The sequence below is a fragment of the Bacillus sp. JZ39 genome, from assembly GCF_053903145.1.
This window is the reverse complement of sequence record NZ_CP096389.1, coordinates 776,906-799,363: the sequence shown is the minus strand read 5'-3', so window position 1 is coordinate 799,363 and position 22,458 is coordinate 776,906. Positions and strand designations below refer to the sequence as shown.

Genomic DNA, 22,458 nt, shown 5'->3' with positions numbered 1-22,458 from the left:
TTACTAAATCTGAAAAAAGGAAGAATGACATGCGCACCTATTCTAACAAGTTGATTGCCATCATGAGTGTTTTATTGCTCGCCTGCCTCATTGTATCTGGCTGTTCATCAAGCCAGAATAACAACGGAAGCGGCAAAAGCGAGTCTAAGGATTCCAGAGTGATCCATGACGAAGAAGGAAAAACGACAGTAAGCGGCACACCTAAGCGGGTGGTTGTGCTTGAGCTTTCATTCTTGGATGCCGTTCGCAATCTCGGCATTACGCCGGTGGGCATAGCCGATGACAACAAAAAAGATATGATTAAAAAGCTTGTCGGCAGCTCCATTGATTACACATCTGTAGGCACACGCAGCGAACCCAATCTTGAGGTTATCAGTTCCTTGAAGCCTGATTTAATCATCGCTGACGCTGAGCGCCATAAAAACATTTATAAACAGCTGAAACAAATCGCTCCGACGATTGAATTAAAAAGCCGTGAAGCGACATATGACGAAACGATCGACAGCTTTACGACCATTGCTAAAGCATTAAATAAAGAAGATGAAGGAAAAGAAAAGCTTGCCGAGCACAAAAAAGTCATCAACGATCTAAAAGCCGAACTTCCGAAAGATGAAAACCGCAACATCGTTCTCGGCGTTGCAAGAGCGGATTCCTTCCAGCTTCATACATCATCATCCTATGACGGAGAAATCTTTAAAATGCTCGGCTTTACACACGCCGTGAAGTCAGATAACGCCTATCAAGAGGTCAGCCTCGAGCAATTGAGCAAAATCGATCCTGATATTTTGTTCATCTCAGCCAACGAAGGCAAAACCATTGTAGACGAGTGGAAAACGAACCCGCTCTGGAAAAATCTCAAAGCGGTGAAAAATGGACAAGTCTATGATGCGGACCGTGACACTTGGACAAGATTCAGAGGCATCAAGTCTAGTGAAACAAGCGCCAAAGATGTGCTTAAAAAAGTGTATAATAAATAGGACAAATGAGAAGCGAGGGGAAATCCTTGCTTCTTCGTTTTTGCAACCAGACGCAGTAAGGAAGTGAGACTGTTGTATCATTCAGCCAAACGGCGCTCATCATCAAGACTGATGATGTTCATCATTGCACTGATTATTTTTATATTTGGGCTTGGGCTGAATCTTTCAGTAGGAGCCTCAGACATCGGCATCATAGATTCATTGAAATATCTTTTTGTATGGGACGGTTCAAAGGAACAGCTCATCATCTCTACTCTTCGCCTTCCCCGCACTTTAATCGGCGTTTTTGTCGGCGCCAGCCTAGCTGTAGCAGGGGCGCTGATGCAGGCTATGACCAGAAATCCTCTGGCTTCACCCCAAATTTTCGGTGTGAATGCGGGTGCATCGCTTTTTGTCGTTGCTTCTCTCGTCATTCTGCCGGCATCGCCCTATTCATCTGTTATATTCGCTTTTGCGGGTGCGGCAGCAGGCGGCGCGATTGTGTATATGATTGCCTCATCCGGCGGAATGACGCCTGTTAAGCTGGCGCTGTCAGGAATGGCCGTGCATTTGTTCCTCTCCTCTATGACACAGGCCATCATTATTTTAAATGAGTCAGGTGAGGATGTTCTGTACTGGATGACAGGCGCAATCGACGGCAGCAACTGGCAGGATGTCATAACCATCGCTCCGTTTTCTGTCATTGGCATCGGGCTTGCCCTCGTATTTTCCGGTTCTGTTTCTGTTCTCGGTCTCGGAGACGAAACAGCAAAAGGGCTTGGACAAAATATGAACGGCATCCGGATTCTGATCAGTTTGATTATTTTAATCCTTTCCGGCGCTTCCGTAGCCGTCGCCGGGCCGATTGGCTTTGTCGGGCTGCTCGTCCCGCATATTGTCCGCAAGCTGATCGGAGAACATTATCAATACGTGCTTCCGTTTTCGGCACTGTTCGGTGCCATTTTGCTGGTGTACGCAGATGTACTGGCCAGATGGATTGCATTTCCTTATGAATCACCGGTCGGCATTGTCACCGCGATTATCGGAACGCCGTTTTTCTTATATTTGGCAAGGAAAGGGCGAAACCTGAAATGAAGAAAACAACCAGAAAACAAAAACGCCCCTTACTGGCGATACTCATATTGGCCGTGATTTTAATCGTTCTGTCCGTCATCAGCATTGGAATCGGTGCATTATACATTTCACCTGATGCGGTAGTGACGAATCTGCTGGGACTGGATCATTCCTTTGAATTTATCATCCAGCAATATCGCCTTCCCCGCATTATATTAGCGATTTTGGCCGGTGCTGGACTTGCCGCTGCCGGAGCGATTTTACAGGGTGTGATCCGAAATCCGCTCGCTTCCCCGGACGTTGTCGGCATTTCAAAAGGCTCCGGACTTGCGGCGATGGCTGTGATTCTCATCTTTCCTGAGTCGCCGGTATACGTGCTTCCGTTCTCCGCATTTGCCGGAGCCGCCATTATTGCTGTACTATTATTAATGATAGCCCGAAAAAAGAGCATTCAGCCCTCTTCACTGGCTTTATCAGGCATTGCTTTAGGCGCGGTCTGCCACGCCGGAATGCAATATATGATGGTAAAGTTTCCAGGCGACGTGAATGCTGCACTCATTTGGCTGACAGGAAGCCTCTGGGGAAGAAACTGGGAAGAAGTCAACCTGCTTGCGCCATGGCTTTTGATTCTTTTTCCGATCGTCTGCATACTCATACCGAAGCTGGATCTTATGTCACTCGGGGATGAGCTTGCACAGGGTCTCGGAGAAAACGCAAACCGGCTGAGATTCATCCTGATTTTCACCGCGGTGGCGCTGGCGGGAAGCTGTGTAGCCGTCGTCGGCTCAATCGGTTTTATCGGCTTGCTTGCTCCGCATATCGCCAGACGGCTTACCGGAGAAAAAGCTAAATATTTACTGCCTGCATCGGCATTGATTGGTGCTATTATATTATTAATTGCAGATACGTTAGGGCGCGGCATCATGCCTCCGGTTGAAATACCTGCCGGAATACTGACAGCCGTGATCGGCGCGCCTTATTTCTTATATTTATTAAAATTCGAAGCGAGGAAACAGTAGGGAGAGGATACCATGGGAAAACTGGCTGCAGACCAGCTCACTCTTTCATATGACAGTACAGTGATTATTGACGGAGTCGACTTAAAGATAGAAGAAGGAAAAATCACTGCGCTCATCGGCGCTAATGGCTGCGGTAAATCAACAATCCTCAAATCGCTCGCCAGGCTGATGGCCCCGAAAAGCGGTACAGTGCTACTAGAAGGAAAAGACATCCACCGCCAGCCATCAAAAGAAGTCGCAAAAAAACTGGCCATTCTTCCACAATCTCCTCAGGCCCCTGAAGGATTGACGGTAGAGGAATTATGCTATTTTGGCAGACATCCTCACAAAAAGCTGTTATCCAAGCATACCCAAGAGGATCATGACATGGTAGAGTGGGCGCTGGAAGCAACGGGCATGATTGAACTGAAGGATCGGACGCTGGATGCCCTCTCAGGCGGCCAAAGACAAAGAGCCTGGATTTCAATGGCACTTGCGCAAGGCACTGATTTGCTTTTGCTTGATGAGCCGACCACGTATTTAGACATCTCACACCAGATTGAAGTGCTTGAACTGCTGAAAAAGCTGAACCGCGACCATGGCCGCACCGTTGTCATGGTGCTCCATGATTTAAACCAAGCCGCTCAATATGCTGACTATCTAATCAGTGTGCTGGACGGAAAAATATACAACGCCGGAACACCGGAAGATGTGTTCACCCAGCCATTTTTCCGTGAAGTCTTCGGCTTGGAATGCTGCATCATGAGAAGCCCGATCGACCAGAAGCCAATGTGCCTGCCGACGGGACTGTGCCCGAAATTACGGGCGAAATGAAAAGGAGAGGAGCCCCCTCTCCTTTTTTGTATGCCAGCTTACCTTTTGTATTTCCTCTCCTGTCCATGTTACAGTGGTGTCAACCAAGTGATAGGAGGATGAAAATGACAGCATCTCAGCAGCAAATTCAATTAGCAAGACGTCCACAAGGTATTCCTGTTCATGAAGACTTTCGCTTTGAAACCATTCCGGTTCCTGAACCCCAGCAAGGGGAAGTGCTTGTCAAAACGCTTTATGTTTCGGTTGACCCTTATATGCGCGGCCGTATGCAGGATACGAAGTCATATGTTGAGCCGTTCGCCTTGGATGAAGCGCTTTCTGGCGGGGTTATCGCTGAAGTCGTGTCAGACGGCGACCAATTGAAAAAAGGCGATATCGTCATCGGAAATCTCAGCTGGCAGGAATTTTCCGCTGTGAGCGAGTCTGCCTTGCGAAAAATTGATACAAGCCTTGCTCCCGCTTCGGCCTATCTCGGCATTTTGGGAATGACCGGCTTAACAGCATACTTCGGATTGCTGGACATCGGACGCCCGAAGGAAGGCGAAACCGTGGTTGTCTCCGGAGCTGCGGGAGCCGTCGGTTCAACAGTCGGGCAAATTGCCAAAATCAAAGGCGCGCGAGTTGTCGGTATCGCGGGTTCTGATGAAAAAATCGACTATTTAAAACAGGAGCTTCAGTTTGACGAAGCCATCAATTACAAAACAGCGGATGATATCCAAAAAGCGCTTCAAAACGCTTGTCCTGACGGTGTCGATGTGTATTTTGACAATGTCGGCGGACCGATTTCAGACGCGGTGATGAATCTGCTCAATGAATTTGCCCGCATTCCGGTGTGCGGCGCCATTTCTTCCTATAACGCAGAAAGCGAAGCAGATGACATGGGCCCTCGTGTCCAATCAAAACTCATTAAAACGAAGTCGCTGATGCAAGGCTTTATCGTAAGCGACTACTCCGATCGTTTTTCTGAGGGAGCAAAACAGCTGGCCGAATGGCTGAAGGCTGGTAAACTCCATTACGAGGAAACCATCACAGAAGGCTTCGAAAACATTCCTGACGCGTTTCTCGGTTTATTTAAGGGAGAAAATAAAGGGAAACAGCTGATCAAGGTCAGTGATCCGAGCTGAATGAAGATGAAAACGGGAGGGCTTTTTGCCCTCCTTTTATGTTTCGATGAGATCAGCTGCGAAGAATCAGCGTAAGAAAACCATCTTCATCAGGTTCTGTATCTTCCAAAGTGAATCCTGCTGCTTGAAAGCAAGCTAAACTGATTCGATTGTCTTCTTCAATGCATGCCACCCATTCCCGCACGCTAGTAAAATCAGGTTCGGTCATCAGCTTTTGCAATATCCGTTTTCCGTACCCTTGAAGCCGGTACAAAGGATTGACGATCAATCCAATATATGTCCGCTTCTCCCCGAACTCAATAACGACCATCCCTGCCGGCAGCTGTCCATCATACGCCATGATGACAGTATCGTGTTTATCTTTATTTACTCGTGCATACCACTCATCTAATGGCAGCATCCCATCCATTCTCCGTCTGGTATCCTCATTCTCAAACCAGCTTTCAAGAATTTTCAGCTCTGACTCCTTCACTGCTTGAAACCTGTCTATTGAAACCACCTTCCCACCCCCTGCGCGAAACTTTTTCTATTATTTTACAACAAAAAAAGGGCTTTTCGCCCTTCTTTTTATTTCGTCTTCAGTTTTCCGCCTGCATACACAGCTTCACTCAGCTCAACACCAAGCTTCTTCGCCATTTTTTTCAGCTTAGATTCCTCCAATTTTGTCACAAGGCTCAGCACGTTGCCTTCTTTTCCGGCCCGGCCTGTTCGTCCTGATCTGTGGACATAGCCATCTTCATCTGGAATATCAGCATGAATCACGTATGGCAGGTTTTCAATGTCTAAACCGCGTGCGGCAATGTCAGTCGCCAATAAAAGAGGAAACTCTCCGTCTTCGAATGCGGCAATGATTTTTGCCCGCTCCATTTTTTTCGCTTCACTGTGCAAAACGCCGAGTTCAACGTGGTGATATGCCAGTTTTTCCGCATATACACTCAGGTTGCCAATGTCTCTCACAAATACGAGTGCCTGCATGCCTTCAAGTCTAGACAGCTTTTGTAGCAGCTTCACTTTGTCGCGCTGGTCGCAAATCAGGTATTGATGTTTCACTTTCCCTGCCTCCGCCTTGCTTCGCTGCACCTTCAACACCTCAGGCTCTTGCGCCAATTCGCGGAGCACATCCTCTGTTTCCTTTTTAAGCGTGGCAGAGAAACATAGAAGCTGGCGGTCTCTTAATGTCGTTTTAATAATTTGTTTGATCGTCTCGCGATGCTCCGGCAGGATAAGCTGATCCGCTTCATCAAGTACAATCGTTTTCACTTCATGCATTTTGAGTTTCTTTGCTTTAATCAGTTCAAATACCCTGCCTGGCGTGCCGACAATGATATGCGGATGTTTCTTTAGCTTTTCGACCTGCTTCTTCACATTCGCCCCGCCGATTAAGGAAGCCGCGCGCAGCTCTGAGCCCGCTTTCCAATCCTGAATCACCTGAAAAATCTGCATCACCAGCTCACGGGAAGGCGCTAAAATCACCGCCTGCGGATGCTTTTGCTCTGGTTTGATCCGCTCCAAGACCGGCAGCGCATACGCCAGCGTCTTGCCTGTGCCTGTCGGCGATTCCGCGATGACATCCTTTCCGTCCATGATCAGCTGGGCTGCCTGCTCTTGAACAGGGGTTGGCGTTTGAAAGCCGGAAGCATTCCAATTCTCTTGTATAAATGATTGTGCATTATGTAAAAATGGCCAAGTTTGCGTCATTTTGTTCTCCTCAATTCCTGAAATCTATTCCATAGTATCTCAAAACCTCGCCCGGAACGCAATTTTTCTTTTTCTTTCCTATACCTTTCAACATTCCGAATCCTCCTTTATAATCAAAAGGGTGAATATTACACGCCAATTGTGCGTGTTTGATAACGATAGAGGTGTAAACATGAGTATTTTATCTGTAAAGGATTTAAGCCACGGCTTCGGGGACCGGGCCATTTTTAATAACGTTTCCTTCCGCCTGTTAAAAGGCGAGCACGTCGGCTTGATCGGCGCAAACGGTGAAGGAAAATCAACCTTCATGAATATTATTACCGGAAAGCTTGAACCTGATGAGGGAAAAGTCGAATGGTCAAAAAATGTCCGTGTCGGCTATCTGGATCAGCATACCGTGCTGGAAAAAGGAAAATCCATTCGAGACGTCCTGAAAGACGCGTTCCATTATTTATTTGCGATGGAAGAGGAAATGAACGAGATTTACAACAAAATGGGCGAGGCTGATCCCGATGAGCTCGAGAAGCTGCTTGAAGAAGTCGGCGTCATTCAAGACGCGCTGACAAACAATGATTTTTATGTCATTGATTCCAAGGTGGAAGAAATCGCCCGCGGTCTCGGTTTGAGCGATATCGGTTTAGAGCGAGATGTCACCGATTTGAGCGGCGGACAGCGCACAAAGGTCCTTCTCGCTAAGCTGCTCCTTGAAAAGCCGGAAATTCTGCTTCTCGATGAGCCGACCAACTATCTTGATGAACAGCATATTGAATGGCTGAAACGCTACCTGCAGGAATACGAGAACGCGTTCATCCTGATTTCCCACGATATTCCGTTCTTGAATAGTGTCATCAACCTGATTTATCACGTTGAAAATCAAGAGCTGACACGCTATGTCGGCGACTACCATCAGTTTATGGAAGTCTACGAGGTGAAGAAACAACAGCTTGAAGCGGCCTATAAAAAGCAGCAGCAGGAAGTCGCAGAGCTGAAGGATTTCGTCGCCCGCAACAAAGCGCGCGTCAGCACGAGAAACATGGCGATGTCCCGCCAAAAGAAACTCGATAAGATGGATATGATCGAGCTTGCGGCAGAAAAGCCAAAGCCGGAATTCCACTTTAAGCCGGCGAGAACGTCAGGCAAGCTGATTTTTGAAACAAAGGATCTCGTGATCGGTTACGATTCCCCGCTGTCCCGTCCGCTCAACCTCCGCATGGAGCGCGGCCAAAAAATGGCCCTTTACGGCGCAAACGGGATCGGAAAAACGACGTTGCTGAAAAGTTTGCTTGGCGAAATCCAGCCGCTCGAAGGCTCTGTAGAACGCGGTGAGCACATCTATACCGGCTATTTCGAGCAAGAGGTCAAGGAAACAAACAACAATACGTGCATCGAAGAAGTATGGAGCGAATTCCCTTCTTATACGCAGTATGAAATCCGTGCCGCTTTGGCAAAATGCGGACTGACGACAAAGCATATCGAAAGCCGCGTCTCCGTATTAAGCGGAGGCGAAAAAGCGAAAGTCAGATTGTGCAAGCTAATCAACTCAGAAACAAACCTGCTGGTGCTCGATGAGCCGACAAACCACTTGGATGTCGATGCCAAGGAAGAGCTCAAGCGCGCCCTGAAAGAATATAAAGGCTCCATTCTGCTCATTTCCCACGAGCCAGACTTTTATATGGATATTGCGACAGAAACGTGGAACTGCGAGTCTTGGACGACGAAAGTGCTTTAATTTATAAAAAAACCCGCCTGCTAAAGGGCGGGTTTTTTACTGCCATTTATTCTGAACGACTCTCAAAAGCTCTCTGTCTTTTAAAATGGAGATGTGAATTCATCAAGTGTCAGCTCTCTTTTGGCAGACAGCTCAAAATCCTCCTCATCTGTCCAAGCGGTAAACCACTCGGGCGAAAAGCTGTTTTTCATGACGCTGTGTATGTAATGATAGAGCACCTGTAAACACTTCTGATCATATTCATCAGGCTTTGCCTTATCCATGGCAAACGTCCCCTCTACAGCATGAACCATCAACGGAGTTAAAAAAATCTCACTGAATGTCCTGGAAACAAACGAAAAGAAATCTTAAAAAAGGAGAAATTGCTTTCTTACGGAAATTACTACAATACGGTAGTAATGGGAAGATTCCACGATTAAAAAAAGACACTGCATCTGTGGCAGTGTCTTTCGTTATTAATGCCCCGCCTTAATTCCAGCAAGATGTTTACGTCCCATGAGAAGGACAAGCATGCCGACAAAAACGACGATTCCGCCTACTGTATATGGTGTGCTTGCAGTAAAGTGTTCTGACAGCATTCCTGCAATCCACGGAGCGAGCGCGCCGCCGATGAAGCGGACTGAGCTGTAGGCTGAAGACGCGATTGAACGTTCAACCGGCGCAGAACCCATCACAGCGGTTGTCATGATCGTATTCACCATACCGAGGACAGCACCGGCGACAACGATACATGTAATAATCAAAGTCTGATGGTCTGTCCAGATCCCCATAATAACGAGAATGGCCGCAAAGGCGATAAAGAGAACGACGAGCGAACGCACTGTGCCCAGCGCTTTGTGCACGAGCGGCGCCGTAAAGACTGACGTAATCGCCAGCAGAAGGCCCCAGCCGAAGAAGACATATCCAAGACCGTGTTCATCTAAATCCAGAACGAACGGAGAATAAGCAAGCAAAATAAAAAATCCAAAGTTGTATAAGAATGCCGATACCGCCATTGTTAAAAGGCCTTTATATTTTAGCGCCTTCATCGCATCAAACACACCGACGCGTTTCGCCGGTTTCGGCAATTTCGGAAGCATGAAAGAAATCGCGATTAACGCAATAAACATCAGGACAGATACTCCGAAAAACGGTGCGCGCCATGAAATGCTTCCAAGCTCTCCGCCTGCAAGCGGCCCGACGGAAATCCCGAGACCGAGCGCAGCCTCATACAAAATAATCGCTTGGGCGCTTCCTCCGACTGATACACCAACGATGACCGCAAGCGCTGTTGAAATAAACAAAGCATTCCCTAATCCCCAGCCGCCGCGATAGCCGACTAACTGAGCGATTGAGCTTGAGCTGCCGCCAAGCCCCGCAAACACAATAATAAAAATAAGTCCGAGAATTAATGTCCATTTCGCGCCGATGCGGCTGGAAATGGCTCCTGAGAAAAACATCATAAATCCGGTTACAAGCAAATAACTTGTAAACAAGAGTGATACTTCACTAGGTGAAGCATGTAGTTGTGCGGCAATGGCCGGAAGAATTGGATCGACCAGCCCGATTCCCATAAAGGAAATCACACAGGCAAATGCGACAGCCCATACCGCTTTTGGCTGGCTGAGCAAGCCTGTTTTCTGATTCACTTGTGTTGTCTTATCCATTTGACCTGACCTCCATCTTTATTCCATTAAAAGAAACGCTACAAAAATAGCGTTTAACAAACTTTTCATTCGATTGATTGAATGGCGCGTTCCGCTTTGCCTTTCATGCCTTGCAGGCGTTCTTTAAAGCTTTGGAATGTGCGGATTTTCTTATCAATCAAACTCAGCTGGTGATTCAGGGTTTCCTGAATTTCCTCCAGTTTTTCTTTCCGTTCCTTAGGATCCAGTGACAACAAATACCCCTCTTTGTTTAACTCTAGCTGGCGGCTGGTTTCCATGAAATGCTGAAGCTCCTGAAGGGAAAAACCGAGCACCTCTTTTGTGCTGATGACTTTCTCAAGCTCCTCCATATCATCCTCTGAATAAAGCCTTACGCCGCCGTCTGTCCGTTTCGGCGCCGGAATCAAGCCGATTTCTTCATAAAACCGGATGGTCCGCTTTGTCAGTCCGCTTCTTTTGGCCACTTGATCAATCTTCATCCATTCCAAGGTAAATCCCCCTTCGCCGTTTCTGTTACCATTATACACCTTTTGAACCTTAACGTAAACGTTAAGTTTTAAAAAACAATAAAAAAGACGAGTAGCATACAGCACCCGTCTTTCACTTTCCTGTTTAAGCTAAACTTCCCGCCACTGACAGAGACTCTTTTTGAAGGCTTTCAGAAAGCACTCGATACGCGATCACTTTCTTCTTGTACTGTTTCACGACGTCGATATGGTCGTCGTAGCGGTACACGAACAGCTTCACGTCTCTTTTTCCTTTTTTTGTATCTATCACCAGCGGCGTGCCGCCGTTTTCCGGATGTAAATAACGCTCTTCATCACCTGGATAGATATAATATTTCTCCAGGAAGACAGCTTCGTTAAATTGATCAATCACTTTCTGCTTCTCTGTACCCTCGAGACGTTTTCCATCTAGAGAGAGACTCGCATTTTCGCCACTCAGCTTGGCGTGCACTTCAAATTTGCTGAGCAGCCATTCTATGACGCCTGTAGGAAGACAGGTTAATACGATTTTCACCAGACTCATGAGAATTAACATCACGATCGCCCATGTCATACTTCATCATCTCCGTTAGTTTTCCATGTGCCGCTGACACACAATTTTATCCTAACATAAGCAGGCCGGTTCGTTTTTGTCCATTATGTGAAAAAAAGCGCGGCCTGCTGCGGCCACGCTTTTTAGCTTTCCAGTTCTTCGATCATGAGGGACAATTCTGTCCAGCGGTCCATCGCAGCCTCAAGCTCTTCAGCAGTTTTCGCCTGCTCGGCCATCAGCTCTTGGATTTTGCCAAAATCACTGCCTGCTGCGGCGATGTCAGCTTCGAGCTGTTCATGCTTTTCTTCCAGCTGGGCAATTTTATCTTCGATGCCGTCCCATTCCAGCTGGTCTTTGTAAGAAAGCTTTTTCCGTTTTTTCTTCGGCTCGGCTTCAGCCGATTTTTCCTCAGCTGCCGGTTTTGGGGCCGCTTTTTTCGCTTTTGACTCCTCCATATAGTCGCTGTAGGAGCCTTGAAAGCGGGAAATGACACCATTTCCTTCAAATACAATCAAACGGTCGACGACGCGGTCAAGGAAATAGCGGTCATGGGATACGGTGATGACGACGCCAGGGAACTGGTCAATATAATCCTCAAGAACGCTTAATGTTTCAGTATCCAAATCGTTCGTCGGCTCATCGAGAAACAGGACATTCGGCTCCTGCATGAGAACCTGAAGCAAGTATAAACGGCGTTTTTCCCCGCCGGACAGCTTGCGGATATACGTCTGCTGCATCGAACGCGGGAAGAGGAAACGCTCGAGCATTTGTTCAGCTGTAATCATATCGCCATCTGCCGTTTTTACGACCTCCGCCGTTTCTTTTATATAGTCAATGACCTTTAACTCACCGTTCATTTCACTATGATCCTGAGTATAGTAGCCGATTCTGACCGTCTGTCCGATCGTAATATCGCCTCCGTCCGGCGTATGACGGCCGGCAAGGGCATTTAACAGCGTTGTTTTCCCGATGCCGTTCGGCCCGATGATCCCGATCCGTTCACCTGGTATGACAAGTTCATTAAAACGGTCGACGAGCATGCGGCCGTCATAAGCGATCATGACGTTCTCCGCTTCAATAACCTGTTTTCCGAGACGGTGCGAGCCAATGGCGAAATCGAGTGAACCTGATGACTGAGGGCCTTTCTGCTCTTTAAGCGACTCTACCCGGTCAATTCTCGCCTTTTGTTTTGTGGAGCGGGCTTTCGCTCCCCGTCTGAGCCAAGCCAGCTCGCGGCGCAGCAGGTTTTGCCGCTTCGTTTCCTTTTGCTCAGCCTGCGCTTCCCGTTCCGCGCGTTTTTCTAAAAACACTTCATAGTTGCCTTTGTACGTGTAGAGGCTGCCTCTTTCAAGCTCATAAATGCGGTTGGTGACACGGTTTAAGAAATATCTATCGTGCGTCACCAGCATGACGGCGCCGGGATATTGGCTTAAATACCCTTCAAGCCACTCAATCGTTTCATTATCCAAATGGTTTGTCGGCTCGTCCAAAATGAGCAGATCAGCGGGCTGAATCAAGTTTTTGGCAATGGCTACCCGTTTTTTCTGGCCGCCTGAGAGCTCATTGACCGGTTTTGTTACGTCGTTGACGCCCAGCTTAGACAATACGGTTTTTGCCAAGGTGTTTGCATCCCATGCATTGTTTGCGTCCATTTTCGCTTGTGCTGCCAGCAGGTGTTTCTGGCGCTGTTCATTTTCGGGATCTTTCCCCAGTTCATACAGCGCTTTTTCATATTCACGCAAGGTTTTCATCACAGCCGATTCACCGGAATAGATATGCTCCAGCACTGTTTGCCCCGCAGGCAGCTCCGGGTCTTGATGAAGAAATTCGACCTGCACGCTTCCGGATTTCGTGATTTCTCCTTCTTCGATAGATTCCAAGCCGGCAATCACTTTCAGCAGCGTTGATTTTCCTGTTCCGTTCGGCCCGATTAATCCGATTCTCTCATTCTCTTCAATATGAAAGGAGATATGGTCAAATAATGTTTTATCTCCGTATGTTTTATAAAGATTTTCCGCTTTTAATATGCTCATGGTTCCTATCAATCCTCACGTAAGTTCATGTGTACATTTTAAATCAGCCGCTGGAATAAAACTAGTAAAACGTCAGACAAATTTCATGGAAATGCAGGATAGAAAAAGACCGGGGACATTTGTCCCCGGTCTCTTACTCTTCCTCAAGCGCTTTTTCGGCCATTTTTGCAAGATGCTGTGCGCTTCCTGAAATCTCCTGCATTGTGGCGGAAATTTGTTCAACAGCAGCGGCTTGTCCGTCTGTATGCTGGTTAATCGACTCAATGGATTCCTCCAGCCCTTTCAGCAGGCTGTGGATTTTTTTCGTAATCTGGTCAATTTGGCCGACATTTTCTTTTGAATGCGTTGCTAGCTTTCTGATCTCATCTGCGACGACAGAGAAGCCTTTTCCGGACTCCCCTGCTCTTGCCGCTTCGATCGCGGCGTTCAAGCCGAGCAGATTGCTTTGGTCAGAGATGCCTTTAACAGTTACTGAAATATCGGCGATTTCACCGGCGCTTTCGCTTACTTTTTTCGCCTGAGAGGAAATGCCCGACATTTGAGTTGAAAACCCGTTAATTGATTCAGAAATGTCGGAAATAGCCGCGGCTGTTTGTTCAACGACAGCTGATAAGCTTTCCGCGACATCATGCAGCTTTGACGACTCCTCAAGGCTCGTTCCGAGGCCGACGCCTCCAATGACTCTTCCATTCTCGTCGTGCAGCGGGATGGCACGCGCGATCAATGGGAAGCCGAACAATTCTTTCGGAACCATGCTCGTCTTCTTCTGATTGCTTCGGATGGCATCTGTGATGATATCCCCTTCCTGCAGCGGATCGCCGGCTTTTACGTTCAGCGAAAAGGTTTTGGCCGGTATATTCACGAGCAGTTTTTCCGTATCATAAATGCCGATTGTAATATCATCCTGAACCAGGCTGTTTAAATAAGGGGCTACTTTGATAAATGCGTCCAGAATATCTGCGGTTTCTTTTTCCGTATTTATGGTCAATTCCATTCACTCCTTTTCATTAATAAGGGAAGCTGCGTTTTTCGTGCTGGACCGAGATCCATTTCAGCGTTGTAAATTCTTCGAGGCTCCACTCACCGTTTAAACGGCCGAGGCCTGATTGCTTTTCACCGCCGAAGGCTACATTCGGTTCATCATTGATGGTCGTGTCATTGACGTGAATCATGCCTGTTTCAATGCGTTTCGCAAAAGCCACGCCGCGCTCAAGATTTGACGTATGTACGGCACCGCTCAAGCCAAACGGGGTTTCGTTTGCGATATCCACCGCTTCGTCTTCTGAATCAAACTTCATAAAGGAGACGACTGGTCCGAACAGCTCTTCCTTGGCAATGCTCATGAACGGTTTGACGTCTTTTAAGATCGTAGGTTCCACGATCGTCCCGTTAAATCCGCCAAGCTTCACTGGTACAGCGCCTTCTTCAATTGCTTTCTCAACAGTCTTCATCAGCCCGTCCGTCTGTCTGCTGTTGATTAATGGCCCGATAATCGTATCAGGATCCATTGGGTCGCCGACTTTCAGCGATTCCACTTTTGCCTGGTACAGCTCAAGGAACTTGTCATAAATAGAAGAATGAACAAGCACGCGGTTGGCTGACATGCAAATCTGTCCTTGATGTGTAAATCGGCTGAACACCGCCGCATTGACCGCATATTCTATATCTGCATCCTCAAGTACGATGAAGGCGCTGTTTCCGCCAAGCTCAAGAAGCGGCTTTTTAAAATGCTTCATCGCAAGCTGTCCGATGTAGCTGCCGACTTTCGTAGAACCGGTAAATGAGATGATCCGCGGCACTGGATGCTCAACAAAGCTGTCTCCGATTTCTGCAATGTCTGTGACAACAACATTCAGCAGCCCCGCTGGAATTCCCGCGTTCTCAAAAATTTTCGCGATCAATGTTCCGCCGCAAATCGGCGTTTCCTCATGCGGCTTTAGCACAACGCCATTGCCGGCTCCGAGTGCAGGCGCCACTGATTTCATAGATAAAAAGAATGGGAAGTTAAACGGGCTGATGACACCGACAACGCCTGCCGGCACGCGATATAATCTGTTTTCCTTGCCATCTATTGTGGACGGAAGAATTTTCCCCTCCATGCGGATTGGGAACGTTGCCGCTTCTTTCATGATGTTTTTGACAAGTCCTATTTCAAAAGCCGCTTTGAGCCTTGTACCGCCTAGCTCCTCCATAATCAAATAAATAATGGCTTCTTCATTTTCTTCAATATACGTGACGGCTTTTTCTAAAATGGTTCTTTTCTCAAACGGATTGACCGCATCCCATTTTTTCTTTGCCAGCGCCGCTGCCCGATACGCTTCATCTACATCGTCAGCAGTCGCTTTACGGAATGTTGTGAATGTTTTTTGAGTATAAGGATTTTTGTTTTCCAATACATTTGGGCTGCTGCCCTCCTGCCATTTCCCGCCGATAAACTGTTTATTCAACTCTTCATATTGAAACATGGTCAGCATCTCCTTTATAACCGCAAATCAAAATATGGGCGAATCTATTTTTTCTATCGGTTCATCTTGCATAAAATTGAATATACGATTAGTAAAAATTACTATCCTATGATACGACAACGCTGTTTCGCTTCTATCATTTAAAGCAGAAAAATATTTTATTGACTGCGTCAAATTTCGACAATATAATACAACAAGAACTGTATATAATGATTAGAATATTTTGAATATTTACAGGAGGAACTTTTGATGAGTTCATTATTTAGAAAAAAACCGCTTGAAACATTGAGTGCGCAGAGCAAGTCAAAAAGCCTTGCCCGTACGTTAAGCGCATTTGATTTAACCTTGCTCGGTATCGGTTGTGTCATCGGTACAGGGATTTTTGTCATTACAGGAACAGTGGCAGCGACCGGTGCAGGTCCCGCCCTCATCATATCGTTTATTTTAGCGGGGCTCGCCTGTGCGCTGGCTGCTTTCTGTTATGCTGAGTTTTCGTCTTCCATTCCGATTTCGGGAAGCGTGTACTCCTACTCATACGTGACACTTGGAGAGCTGCTCGCCTTTTTGATCGGATGGGATCTCATGCTTGAATATGTCATTGCACTGTCGGCGGTTGCCACCGGCTGGTCTTCATACTTTCAATCACTGCTTGCCGGCTTCAATCTTCATATTCCGGCTGCACTGACAGGAGCGCCGGGAAGCACGGCGGGCGCCGTATTTAACCTTCCGGCTGCGGTGATCATTCTCCTCATCACTGCGATTGTCAGCAGAGGCGTCAAGGAAAGCACACGCTTTAACAACGTCATCGTACTGATGAAAATCGCGATCATATTATTGTTCATTATTGTCGGCATCGGCTATGTGAAACCGGATAACTGGTCTCCTTTTATGCCTTTCGGGATGAAAGGCGTCATACTTAGCGCCGCCACTGTATTCTTCGCGTACCTTGGGTTTGACGCGGTTTCTAACGCTTCAGAGGAAGTGAAAAATCCGCAAAAAAACATGCCCGTCGGCATTATTTCAGCTCTAGCCGTCTGTACGGTTCTGTACATCGCGGTATCGCTTGTGCTGACAGGCATGATGCCTTATGCCAAATTGAATGTCGGAGATCCTGTATCCTTTGCGCTGAAATTCGTCGGACAGGACGCTGTTGCCGGAATTATTTCTGTCGGTGCGATTATCGGGATTACGACGGTGATGCTCGCTTTGCTGTACGCTCAGGTTCGTTTGACATTTGCCATGAGCAGAGACGGCCTTCTGCCTGGATTGTTCGCAAAGGTTCATCCGTCATTTAAAACCCCGTTCCGCAACACATGGCTGACAGGGATCGTTGCAGCGGGAATCGCCGGCTTTATTAACCTCGGAACGCTGGCCCATCTGGTGAACATGGGAACACTTGCCGCGTTTACGGTCATATCTATTGCTGTCATTGTGCTAAGAAAGAAACATCCTGAAATCAAGGCGTCCTTCAGAGTGCCGTTCGTTCCGGTTGTGCCGATTATCAGCGCAGGCATCTGCCTTTGGTTCATGTACAGCCTTCCCGGCGTCACATGGCTTTCATTTGTCATCTGGATCGCTGTCGGAACACTGGTTTACTTCCTATATTCGAGAAAACACAGCTTATTAAACAAATAATCTCTTTTCAGCCGGCGGTGCCTCACCCGCCGGCTTTTTCCTTTTTTTATGTGCTATACTTTGAATACATATGAGAAAGGGAGACACACAGATGAAACGATACCGCACTTTATTATTTGATGTAGATGATACCATCCTTGATTTTCAAGCGGCAGAAGCTTTAGCCCTGCGTTTGCTGTTTGAAGATCAGAACATTCCTTTAACAAATGACATGAAGGCGCAGTATAAAACCATCAATCAAGGTCTCTGGAGAGCCTTTGAAGAAGGTAAGATGACACGGGATGAAGTCGTAAACACACGTTTCTCCGCTTTGCTTAAAGAATACGGCTATGAGACTGACGGAACCAAACTTGAGCAAAAATACCGCCGCTTTCTTGAAGAAGGACATCAGCTTATTGACGGTGCATTTGATCTCATCTCAAATCTGCAGCAACAGTTTGATTTGTACATCGTGACAAACGGCGTGTCTCACACACAATATAAGCGTCTCCGTGATTCAGGATTATGTCCATTCTTCAAGGACATTTTCGTTTCTGAAGACACAGGCTTCCAAAAGCCGATGAAGGAATATTTCGATTACGTATTTGAACGGATTCCTCAATTTTCAGCAGAGCACACATTAATCATTGGGGATTCACTGACTGCTGATATCAAAGGCGGACAGCTCGCCGGACTTGACACTTGTTGGATGAACCCTGACATGAAGCCGAATGTGCCAGAGATCATACCAACCTATGAGATTCGTAAGCTTGAAGAGCTATATCACATTTTGAATATCGAAAATACCGTCAGCTCCTAATCAGGCTGACGGTATTTCTTTCATAAGAATCTTTTTTCCTCTTGATAAATTCTTCACCTTATGAATAATATGGTGGTATGCTTTGGTTATATATGTAAGGAGGAGACTCAATTGGCTATCGCCGCCCCGTTAAAAGAAAAAACAGTTCAAAAACCAGGCACCACGGTGTATCCGATTTTGATTATTATCGGAATTTGCCATATGCTCAACGATTCGCTTCAGGCTGTGATTCCGGCCATGTTCCCTATTTTGGAACGCTCCATGAGCCTGACGTTTACACAGCTCGGCATCATCGCTTTCACATTAAACATGGTGTCATCCGTCATGCAGCCTGTTGTCGGCTGGTATACCGATAAACGGCCGCGGCCGTATGCGCTGCCAGTCGGTTTGACCGCCAGCATGCTTGGCATTTTGGGCCTTGCATTTGCCCCGTCATTCATAACGATCTTATGCTGTGTGTTTTTCATTGGATTAGGCTCGGCCATTTTTCATCCGGAGGGCTCCCGTGTGGCGTATATGGCCGCCGGCACAAAACGCGGGCTCGCCCAGTCGATTTATCAGGTGGGCGGAAACTCAGGCCAGGCGATGGCGCCGCTGATCACCGCGCTGATCCTTGTACCGCTCGGGCAATTCGGCGCTGTTTGGTTCACGCTTGTCGCCGCGCTTGCTGTTTTGTTTCTCATGTATATTGCGAAATGGTACGCCTCACGTCTCGGCAGCCTTGCCCAGAAATCAGGCAAACAAAAGAAAACGGCTGAAAACACGGCCATCACCAAATCTGTTGTATCTGCTCTTATTATTATTATATTTCTCATTTTTGCTCGTTCTTGGTATACGAGTGCGATCGGCAACTTTTACACGTTTTACGCGATGGATACCTATCACGTAAGCATTCAGCAGGCACAAAGCTATATTTTTGTCTTCTTGCTGTTCGGCGCAATCGGCACGTTTCTCGGCGGCCCGCTTGCAGACCGTTTTGGAAAACGCTTCGTTATCCTCGGTTCGCTGTTATGCTCGGCGCCGCTGGCGATTGTGCTGCCATTTGCCGGCCCGGTTCTCGCCTATGGCGTGCTCGCATTGATTGGCTTGGTTCTGATGTCGAGCTTTTCTGTAACGGTCGTCTACGCACAGGAGCTAGTTCCTGGAAAAATCGGCACAATGTCCGGTTTAACCGTCGGGCTTGCCTTCGGGATGGGCGCAATCGGCGCTGTGGCGCTGGGCGCTCTGATTGACGCCGCGGGACTGACCCCGACGATGATCGCCATTGCCTTTCTCCCTGTTCTCGGCATCCTTGCCTTCCTATTGCCGAGTGACCAGAAGCTGAGAGAATGGCATAGCTGAAAAAACCCCTGCCAGGCGGCAGGGGTTTTTTAATCCAGCTGGATAAAATGAGTGTCAGGCACTGCGTGCTTCGGGATAAAGCCATCCGCAAAGTCCGGAAACGCCGACTGTATTTCATCAATCCATCTTTTCAGATTTAATATATACGGCATATAAATCATCTCAATTGTCGCTTCATCTTCAATCCGGTAGTACCAGCAAAGATTAAACTCTTTTTCTGTCACCAGTGTAAACCCAGAGAAATGATAGAAAATCAGCGGCGTTTCATCTATATACACGCGGCCGTCCTTTTGCCCGACCTTATAGTTTTCGATATTCCAAAGCGCTGTATTGGCTCCTATTGATTTGACAACATGAACACCTTTAAACTGCTCCGGCCATTTCTCCACATATCTTTGATCGCCATATGTCTTTCGTTCCGTATCCATTTCGACCGTGCAAAATTCAATACAGTCCTGTCTCCACTGCCACACCGCTTCATATGCTTCCTTTGTATTACCGGCACCGACAAAGCCTGTATTAAAGCGTCCGGTTCGGTCGTAGTAGGACATGAAGCGCGGCGAATTACGATGATCAGTCAAATACAGAGACGCCGTTGGGTTTTCTGCAAAAATACGTGCCGGATCAGAAAAGAAAAATAGATCCGTATCCATATGGGCAAAGTATTCAGCGTCATCCCACTTGCTCATCACATGAAACAAAAAGGCGGGCTTTAACGTCCAGCAATATTCATGAAACGTTCTGTTGCTTTTCGCTTTCAGCAGCTCCGGGTCTTCCATTTCATGCAGCTGCACAAACGTTACATGCTCCCATGGCACGTGCTGAAGCAATTCATACGCTTTCTGGTCGACACACAGCACATATAAATGAAAATCATCGCAATGCTCATGGAGAGAATGAATCATAGGCATGAGCTTAAAGATATGTGTTCTTGACACTATCGTTGAAAAATGAAATGTACTCACTTATACCACATCCAATGATCTAAGATCCACGTGCAGCAAATCGTTGACAAGCGCATACAGTGCGTTGGCAAAATCGTTCACACCTAGCTTTTTCTTCGCTTTTGGCAGAAGCTTGCGGACCGTTTGTAAATCAAAGCTTTTCGCCGTCACCCTTGGGGATTTCTTTCGCCAATCCGGATCAATGTTGCGCTCTTTAACAACATGTAGCAGCTCAAGAAACAGATTCAGCAGCATATCATATTTCTGTGATTCCAGCAGCTTTTGAATATCAGCCATGATTCTGTTCGTCATGTCAGGCGGGAACGGCCCATTAAAAGCGAGATGAACGTCTAAGGAGCGGATGTTATTGTATTTATCGCACATATAGGCAATGTTTGCCCGAATATCGTCTACAGACTTACAATTGCTTGGATGTTCCTGATGAACACTGACAATATCGCGGCGAAGCCTGAAGGTCAATCCGGCCTGATGAAGCCTGATCCCGAGGTCATAATCCTCAAACCCGTACCGCACAATGCCTTCATCAAATAAACCGAGGTCAACCACATGCTTGCGTTTCACAGAGGAATTATTCGTGATAAAAAAGCGCCATGGCATATGATAGCCTTTCAAGTCATCGCCGTACTCATCTAAAATCTTCTTGAGCACGTCTATAAAGTCGGTGTCAAGGTCAAAGCTATTATCAAGAAAGCTTCCGTTTTTGATGTCCGCTTCCTCCAGCAGCTTTTGTTTGTCTTTCTTCGGCATTTCACCTGTGAGCTTTGCGAGCTGTTCCTTATGTTCTTCTTCAAACCGTTCATAGTAAAAACTGTAGATCCGTTTCCAAAACAACCCGCACACGACGAGATTCTCTTCGTTCTCATGGGCTTTAATATGTTTTGCCACAAGGTCCTTTACCGCAAGCATATCGCTGTCATGGAAAATCAGGATGTCTCCTCTGGCATTGCGAAGCGCCTGATTTCGTCCGTACGCAATGCCCCTGTTTTCTTTAATCCGTGTAAAGATCAGCGGAAAATCCGCTTGAAATGACTCAAGCATCGAGAGCGTCCCGTCCTCAGAGCCATTGTCCGCTACAATGACTTCGAATTCTTCATCGCACTCCTGCTGGTTTAATGACAGAAGGCTGTTGTAAAGGCGCTCCTTTGAATTATATGCAGGAATAATAACGCTTGCTTTCACTTCATTTTCACTTCCTGTATTTACTCATTTATTTGTTGTCATCTTTTGAAGCAAAACCGTTAAATTCAGGGTCTAACGTTTTCATGTGCTGAATGATATGCGGCAGTGTCTCTTGATACAGTTCATGCACAAACGGCAGATCTGTGCGGGTTGTTTCATGAATCTGTTTGATTTCATTGATGCTGACGATTCGGTATCCGCTGAAATGATAAAAGATCAGCGGACTGCCATCCTCCAGCACGATCCGGCCATCTTTCCAGGAAAACGTATGCTGCCCATAATTCCAATGCCCGATGTTCACGCCGGGTGTTGTAATGTCACACACATTCGGAAACAGCTCAGACATATAATCCAAATAGCCCTGATCACCGAATTTTCCTTCACCCGGTGCATTTTTGCATTCCTCAAGACAGCGTTCCTTCCACCACTCCAAGCAATCCGTGCCTGCATCATCATGCTTGAAGCTGATAAACCCGGAATTATATCTGCCTAAAAGACGCTGCAGCATGTCAATCTGCTCTTTCTCAAAAGAAGGGATTACAATATCCCCCCGTGAAAGCAGCACCGAGCAGTCCGGCTGGTTTTCAAAAATCGGCGATGGATCTGCATAGAAAAAGAGATCCCCGTCAATATACGTCACACGCTCCAGCCCGGGATTGCTGTTCAGCACAGCTTGCAGAAAGATCGGCTTCATCGTCCAGCAATACTCACTTTGATCTCTAGTTTCCTTCAGCTTCAATAGCAATTCATTTTCAAGAGCGGCCACCGGCACAAGGTTCAGCTGCTTCATCTTCAGCTTCTGTAACACGCGGTGCGTATCTTCATCCATGCAAAGTATAAAAATGGGACTGTCTTGATCAACTAGCTCTAACGACTTAAACAAAGCGACTGCCTGATATAATCTTCCTTTTGATAAAACGGTGCAATACGCGCTGGTCACAGTC

The 22,458-nt window shown here is 47.0% G+C and carries 20 protein-coding genes and 2 pseudogenes; 10 read left to right on the top strand and 12 right to left on the bottom strand.

The annotated features are described in order from the left end of the window. The first annotated feature begins 29 nt into the window (after positions 1-29). The 5 genes from yfmC (at position 30) to M1D65_RS04050 (ending at position 4,986) form a co-directional block, all read left to right on the top strand. Positions 30-977 carry a Fe(3+)-citrate ABC transporter substrate-binding protein YfmC gene (gene yfmC / locus M1D65_RS04070; RefSeq protein WP_046160190.1) on the top strand — a complete coding sequence of 316 codons (948 nt, stop codon included), beginning with the start codon at positions 30-32 and terminating at the stop codon, positions 975-977. 72 nt (positions 978-1,049) lie between these two features. Then, positions 1,050-2,051: a Fe(3+) dicitrate ABC transporter permease FecD gene (gene fecD / locus M1D65_RS04065; protein ID WP_014476116.1), complete on the top strand. Its 1,002-nt coding sequence runs from the start codon at positions 1,050-1,052 to the stop codon at positions 2,049-2,051. Continuing rightward, a complete protein-coding gene (yfmE, locus tag M1D65_RS04060; RefSeq protein ID WP_069703760.1) occupies positions 2,048-3,049 on the top strand; it encodes a Fe(3+)-citrate ABC transporter permease YfmE in 1,002 nt (333 codons plus the stop codon). The genes fecD and yfmE overlap by 4 nt, the downstream gene beginning before the upstream one ends. 12 nt (positions 3,050-3,061) lie before the next feature. Next, positions 3,062-3,862: a Fe(3+)-citrate ABC transporter ATP-binding protein YfmF gene (gene yfmF / locus M1D65_RS04055; protein WP_003233737.1), complete on the top strand. Its 801-nt coding sequence runs from the start codon at positions 3,062-3,064 to the stop codon at positions 3,860-3,862. A gap of 104 nt (positions 3,863-3,966) precedes the next feature. Next, positions 3,967-4,986 (top strand): NADP-dependent oxidoreductase, encoded by a 1,020-nt coding sequence (locus M1D65_RS04050; RefSeq protein ID WP_038829549.1) that lies wholly within the window; start codon positions 3,967-3,969, stop codon positions 4,984-4,986. Between the two features lie 52 nt (positions 4,987-5,038). On the opposite strand, the gene M1D65_RS04045 is transcribed toward M1D65_RS04050, so the two are convergent. Together M1D65_RS04045 and M1D65_RS04040 are read right to left on the bottom strand one after the other, a co-directional pair. Beyond that, positions 5,039-5,485 (bottom strand): GNAT family N-acetyltransferase, encoded by a 447-nt coding sequence (locus M1D65_RS04045; RefSeq protein WP_021481220.1) that lies wholly within the window; start codon positions 5,483-5,485, stop codon positions 5,039-5,041. 68 nt (positions 5,486-5,553) lie between these two features. Then, entirely contained in the window at positions 5,554-6,684 is a 1,131-nt protein-coding gene (locus tag M1D65_RS04040; protein WP_032726670.1) for a DEAD/DEAH box helicase, read from the bottom strand. Positions 6,685-6,856: 172 nt separating this feature from the next. Between M1D65_RS04040 and M1D65_RS04035 the strand changes: the two genes are divergently transcribed. Next, complete coding sequence (locus M1D65_RS04035; protein ID WP_456270785.1) at positions 6,857-8,413, top strand: ABC-F family ATP-binding cassette domain-containing protein; 1,557 nt, start codon at positions 6,857-6,859, stop codon at positions 8,411-8,413. Positions 8,414-8,522: 109 nt separating this feature from the next. On the opposite strand, the pseudogene M1D65_RS04030 reads toward M1D65_RS04035, so the two are convergent. Beyond that, a pseudogene (locus tag M1D65_RS04030) lies at positions 8,523-8,676 on the bottom strand (hypothetical protein). Between the two features lie 31 nt (positions 8,677-8,707). Between M1D65_RS04030 and M1D65_RS04025 the strand changes: the two are divergent. Beyond that, positions 8,708-8,832 (top strand): annotated as a pseudogene (locus tag M1D65_RS04025) (GNAT family N-acetyltransferase); the annotation flags it as partial. Positions 8,833-8,868: 36 nt separating this feature from the next. On the opposite strand, the gene M1D65_RS04020 reads toward M1D65_RS04025, so the two are convergent. From M1D65_RS04020 to yfmT, 6 genes are all read right to left on the bottom strand, one after another. Then, positions 8,869-10,059, bottom strand: a complete 1,191-nt coding sequence (locus tag M1D65_RS04020; RefSeq protein WP_003233759.1) for an MFS transporter — start codon at positions 10,057-10,059, stop codon at positions 8,869-8,871. Between the two features lie 65 nt (positions 10,060-10,124). Next, positions 10,125-10,547 (bottom strand): MerR family transcriptional regulator, encoded by a 423-nt coding sequence (locus M1D65_RS04015; protein WP_133953933.1) that lies wholly within the window; start codon positions 10,545-10,547, stop codon positions 10,125-10,127. Between the two features lie 124 nt (positions 10,548-10,671). Beyond that, a complete protein-coding gene (locus M1D65_RS04010; protein WP_032726672.1) occupies positions 10,672-11,118 on the bottom strand; it encodes a YfmQ family protein in 447 nt (148 codons plus the stop codon). Between the two features lie 122 nt (positions 11,119-11,240). After that, a complete protein-coding gene (locus tag M1D65_RS04005; protein ID WP_456270784.1) occupies positions 11,241-13,130 on the bottom strand; it encodes an ABC-F family ATP-binding cassette domain-containing protein in 1,890 nt (629 codons plus the stop codon). Between the two features lie 133 nt (positions 13,131-13,263). Continuing rightward, positions 13,264-13,668: a methyl-accepting chemotaxis protein gene (locus tag M1D65_RS04000; protein ID WP_369888597.1), complete on the bottom strand. Its 405-nt coding sequence runs from the start codon at positions 13,666-13,668 to the stop codon at positions 13,264-13,266. A 469-nt stretch (positions 13,669-14,137) separates the two neighbouring features. After that, positions 14,138-15,595, bottom strand: a complete 1,458-nt coding sequence (gene yfmT, locus M1D65_RS03995) for a benzaldehyde dehydrogenase (RefSeq protein ID WP_456270783.1) — start codon at positions 15,593-15,595, stop codon at positions 14,138-14,140. 249 nt (positions 15,596-15,844) lie between these two features. Between yfmT and M1D65_RS03990 the strand changes: the two genes are divergently transcribed. The 3 genes from M1D65_RS03990 (at position 15,845) to M1D65_RS03980 (ending at position 19,370) form a co-directional block, all read left to right on the top strand. Then, entirely contained in the window at positions 15,845-17,230 is a 1,386-nt protein-coding gene (locus M1D65_RS03990; protein ID WP_003233771.1) for an amino acid permease, read from the top strand. 91 nt (positions 17,231-17,321) lie between these two features. Continuing rightward, complete coding sequence (locus M1D65_RS03985; RefSeq protein ID WP_101501751.1) at positions 17,322-18,029, top strand: YjjG family noncanonical pyrimidine nucleotidase; 708 nt, start codon at positions 17,322-17,324, stop codon at positions 18,027-18,029. A 111-nt stretch (positions 18,030-18,140) separates the two neighbouring features. Next, positions 18,141-19,370 carry an MFS transporter gene (locus M1D65_RS03980; RefSeq protein ID WP_014479139.1) on the top strand — a complete coding sequence of 410 codons (1,230 nt, stop codon included), beginning with the start codon at positions 18,141-18,143 and terminating at the stop codon, positions 19,368-19,370. A gap of 29 nt (positions 19,371-19,399) precedes the next feature. Here M1D65_RS03980 and M1D65_RS03975 read toward each other — a convergent pair whose 3' ends face one another. The 3 genes from M1D65_RS03975 to M1D65_RS03965 are packed head-to-tail and all read right to left on the bottom strand — an operon-like array spanning position 19,400 to position 22,454. Next, on the bottom strand, positions 19,400-20,335 hold the full coding sequence (locus M1D65_RS03975) for a putative nucleotide-diphospho-sugar transferase (RefSeq protein WP_015252589.1): 936 nt from the start codon (positions 20,333-20,335) through the stop codon (positions 19,400-19,402). Next, positions 20,336-21,514: a glycosyltransferase family 2 protein gene (locus tag M1D65_RS03970; RefSeq protein WP_456270782.1), complete on the bottom strand. Its 1,179-nt coding sequence runs from the start codon at positions 21,512-21,514 to the stop codon at positions 20,336-20,338. A 28-nt stretch (positions 21,515-21,542) separates the two neighbouring features. Then, positions 21,543-22,454: a putative nucleotide-diphospho-sugar transferase gene (locus M1D65_RS03965; RefSeq protein WP_021481234.1), complete on the bottom strand. Its 912-nt coding sequence runs from the start codon at positions 22,452-22,454 to the stop codon at positions 21,543-21,545. Positions 22,455-22,458 lie beyond the last annotated feature (4 nt).

Coding starts and splice junctions, on each gene's coding strand:
- yfmC (WP_046160190.1), top strand. CDS start 30: ATGCGCACCTATTCTAACAAGTTGATTGCCATCATGAGTGTTTTATTG.
- yfmE (WP_069703760.1), top strand. CDS start 2,048: ATGAAGAAAACAACCAGAAAACAAAAACGCCCCTTACTGGCGATACTC.
- yfmF (WP_003233737.1), top strand. CDS start 3,062: ATGGGAAAACTGGCTGCAGACCAGCTCACTCTTTCATATGACAGTACA.
- M1D65_RS04050 (WP_038829549.1), top strand. CDS start 3,967: ATGACAGCATCTCAGCAGCAAATTCAATTAGCAAGACGTCCACAAGGT.
- M1D65_RS04040 (WP_032726670.1), bottom strand. CDS start 6,684: ATGACGCAAACTTGGCCATTTTTACATAATGCACAATCATTTATACAA.
- M1D65_RS04035 (WP_456270785.1), top strand. CDS start 6,857: ATGAGTATTTTATCTGTAAAGGATTTAAGCCACGGCTTCGGGGACCGG.
- M1D65_RS04020 (WP_003233759.1), bottom strand. CDS start 10,059: ATGGATAAGACAACACAAGTGAATCAGAAAACAGGCTTGCTCAGCCAG.
- M1D65_RS04010 (WP_032726672.1), bottom strand. CDS start 11,118: ATGACATGGGCGATCGTGATGTTAATTCTCATGAGTCTGGTGAAAATC.
- M1D65_RS04005 (WP_456270784.1), bottom strand. CDS start 13,130: ATGAGCATATTAAAAGCGGAAAATCTTTATAAAACATACGGAGATAAA.
- M1D65_RS04000 (WP_369888597.1), bottom strand. CDS start 13,668: ATGTCGGGCATTTCCTCTCAGGCGAAAAAAGTAAGCGAAAGCGCCGGT.
- yfmT (WP_456270783.1), bottom strand. CDS start 15,595: ATGTTTCAATATGAAGAGTTGAATAAACAGTTTATCGGCGGGAAATGG.
- M1D65_RS03990 (WP_003233771.1), top strand. CDS start 15,845: ATGAGTTCATTATTTAGAAAAAAACCGCTTGAAACATTGAGTGCGCAG.
- M1D65_RS03985 (WP_101501751.1), top strand. CDS start 17,322: ATGAAACGATACCGCACTTTATTATTTGATGTAGATGATACCATCCTT.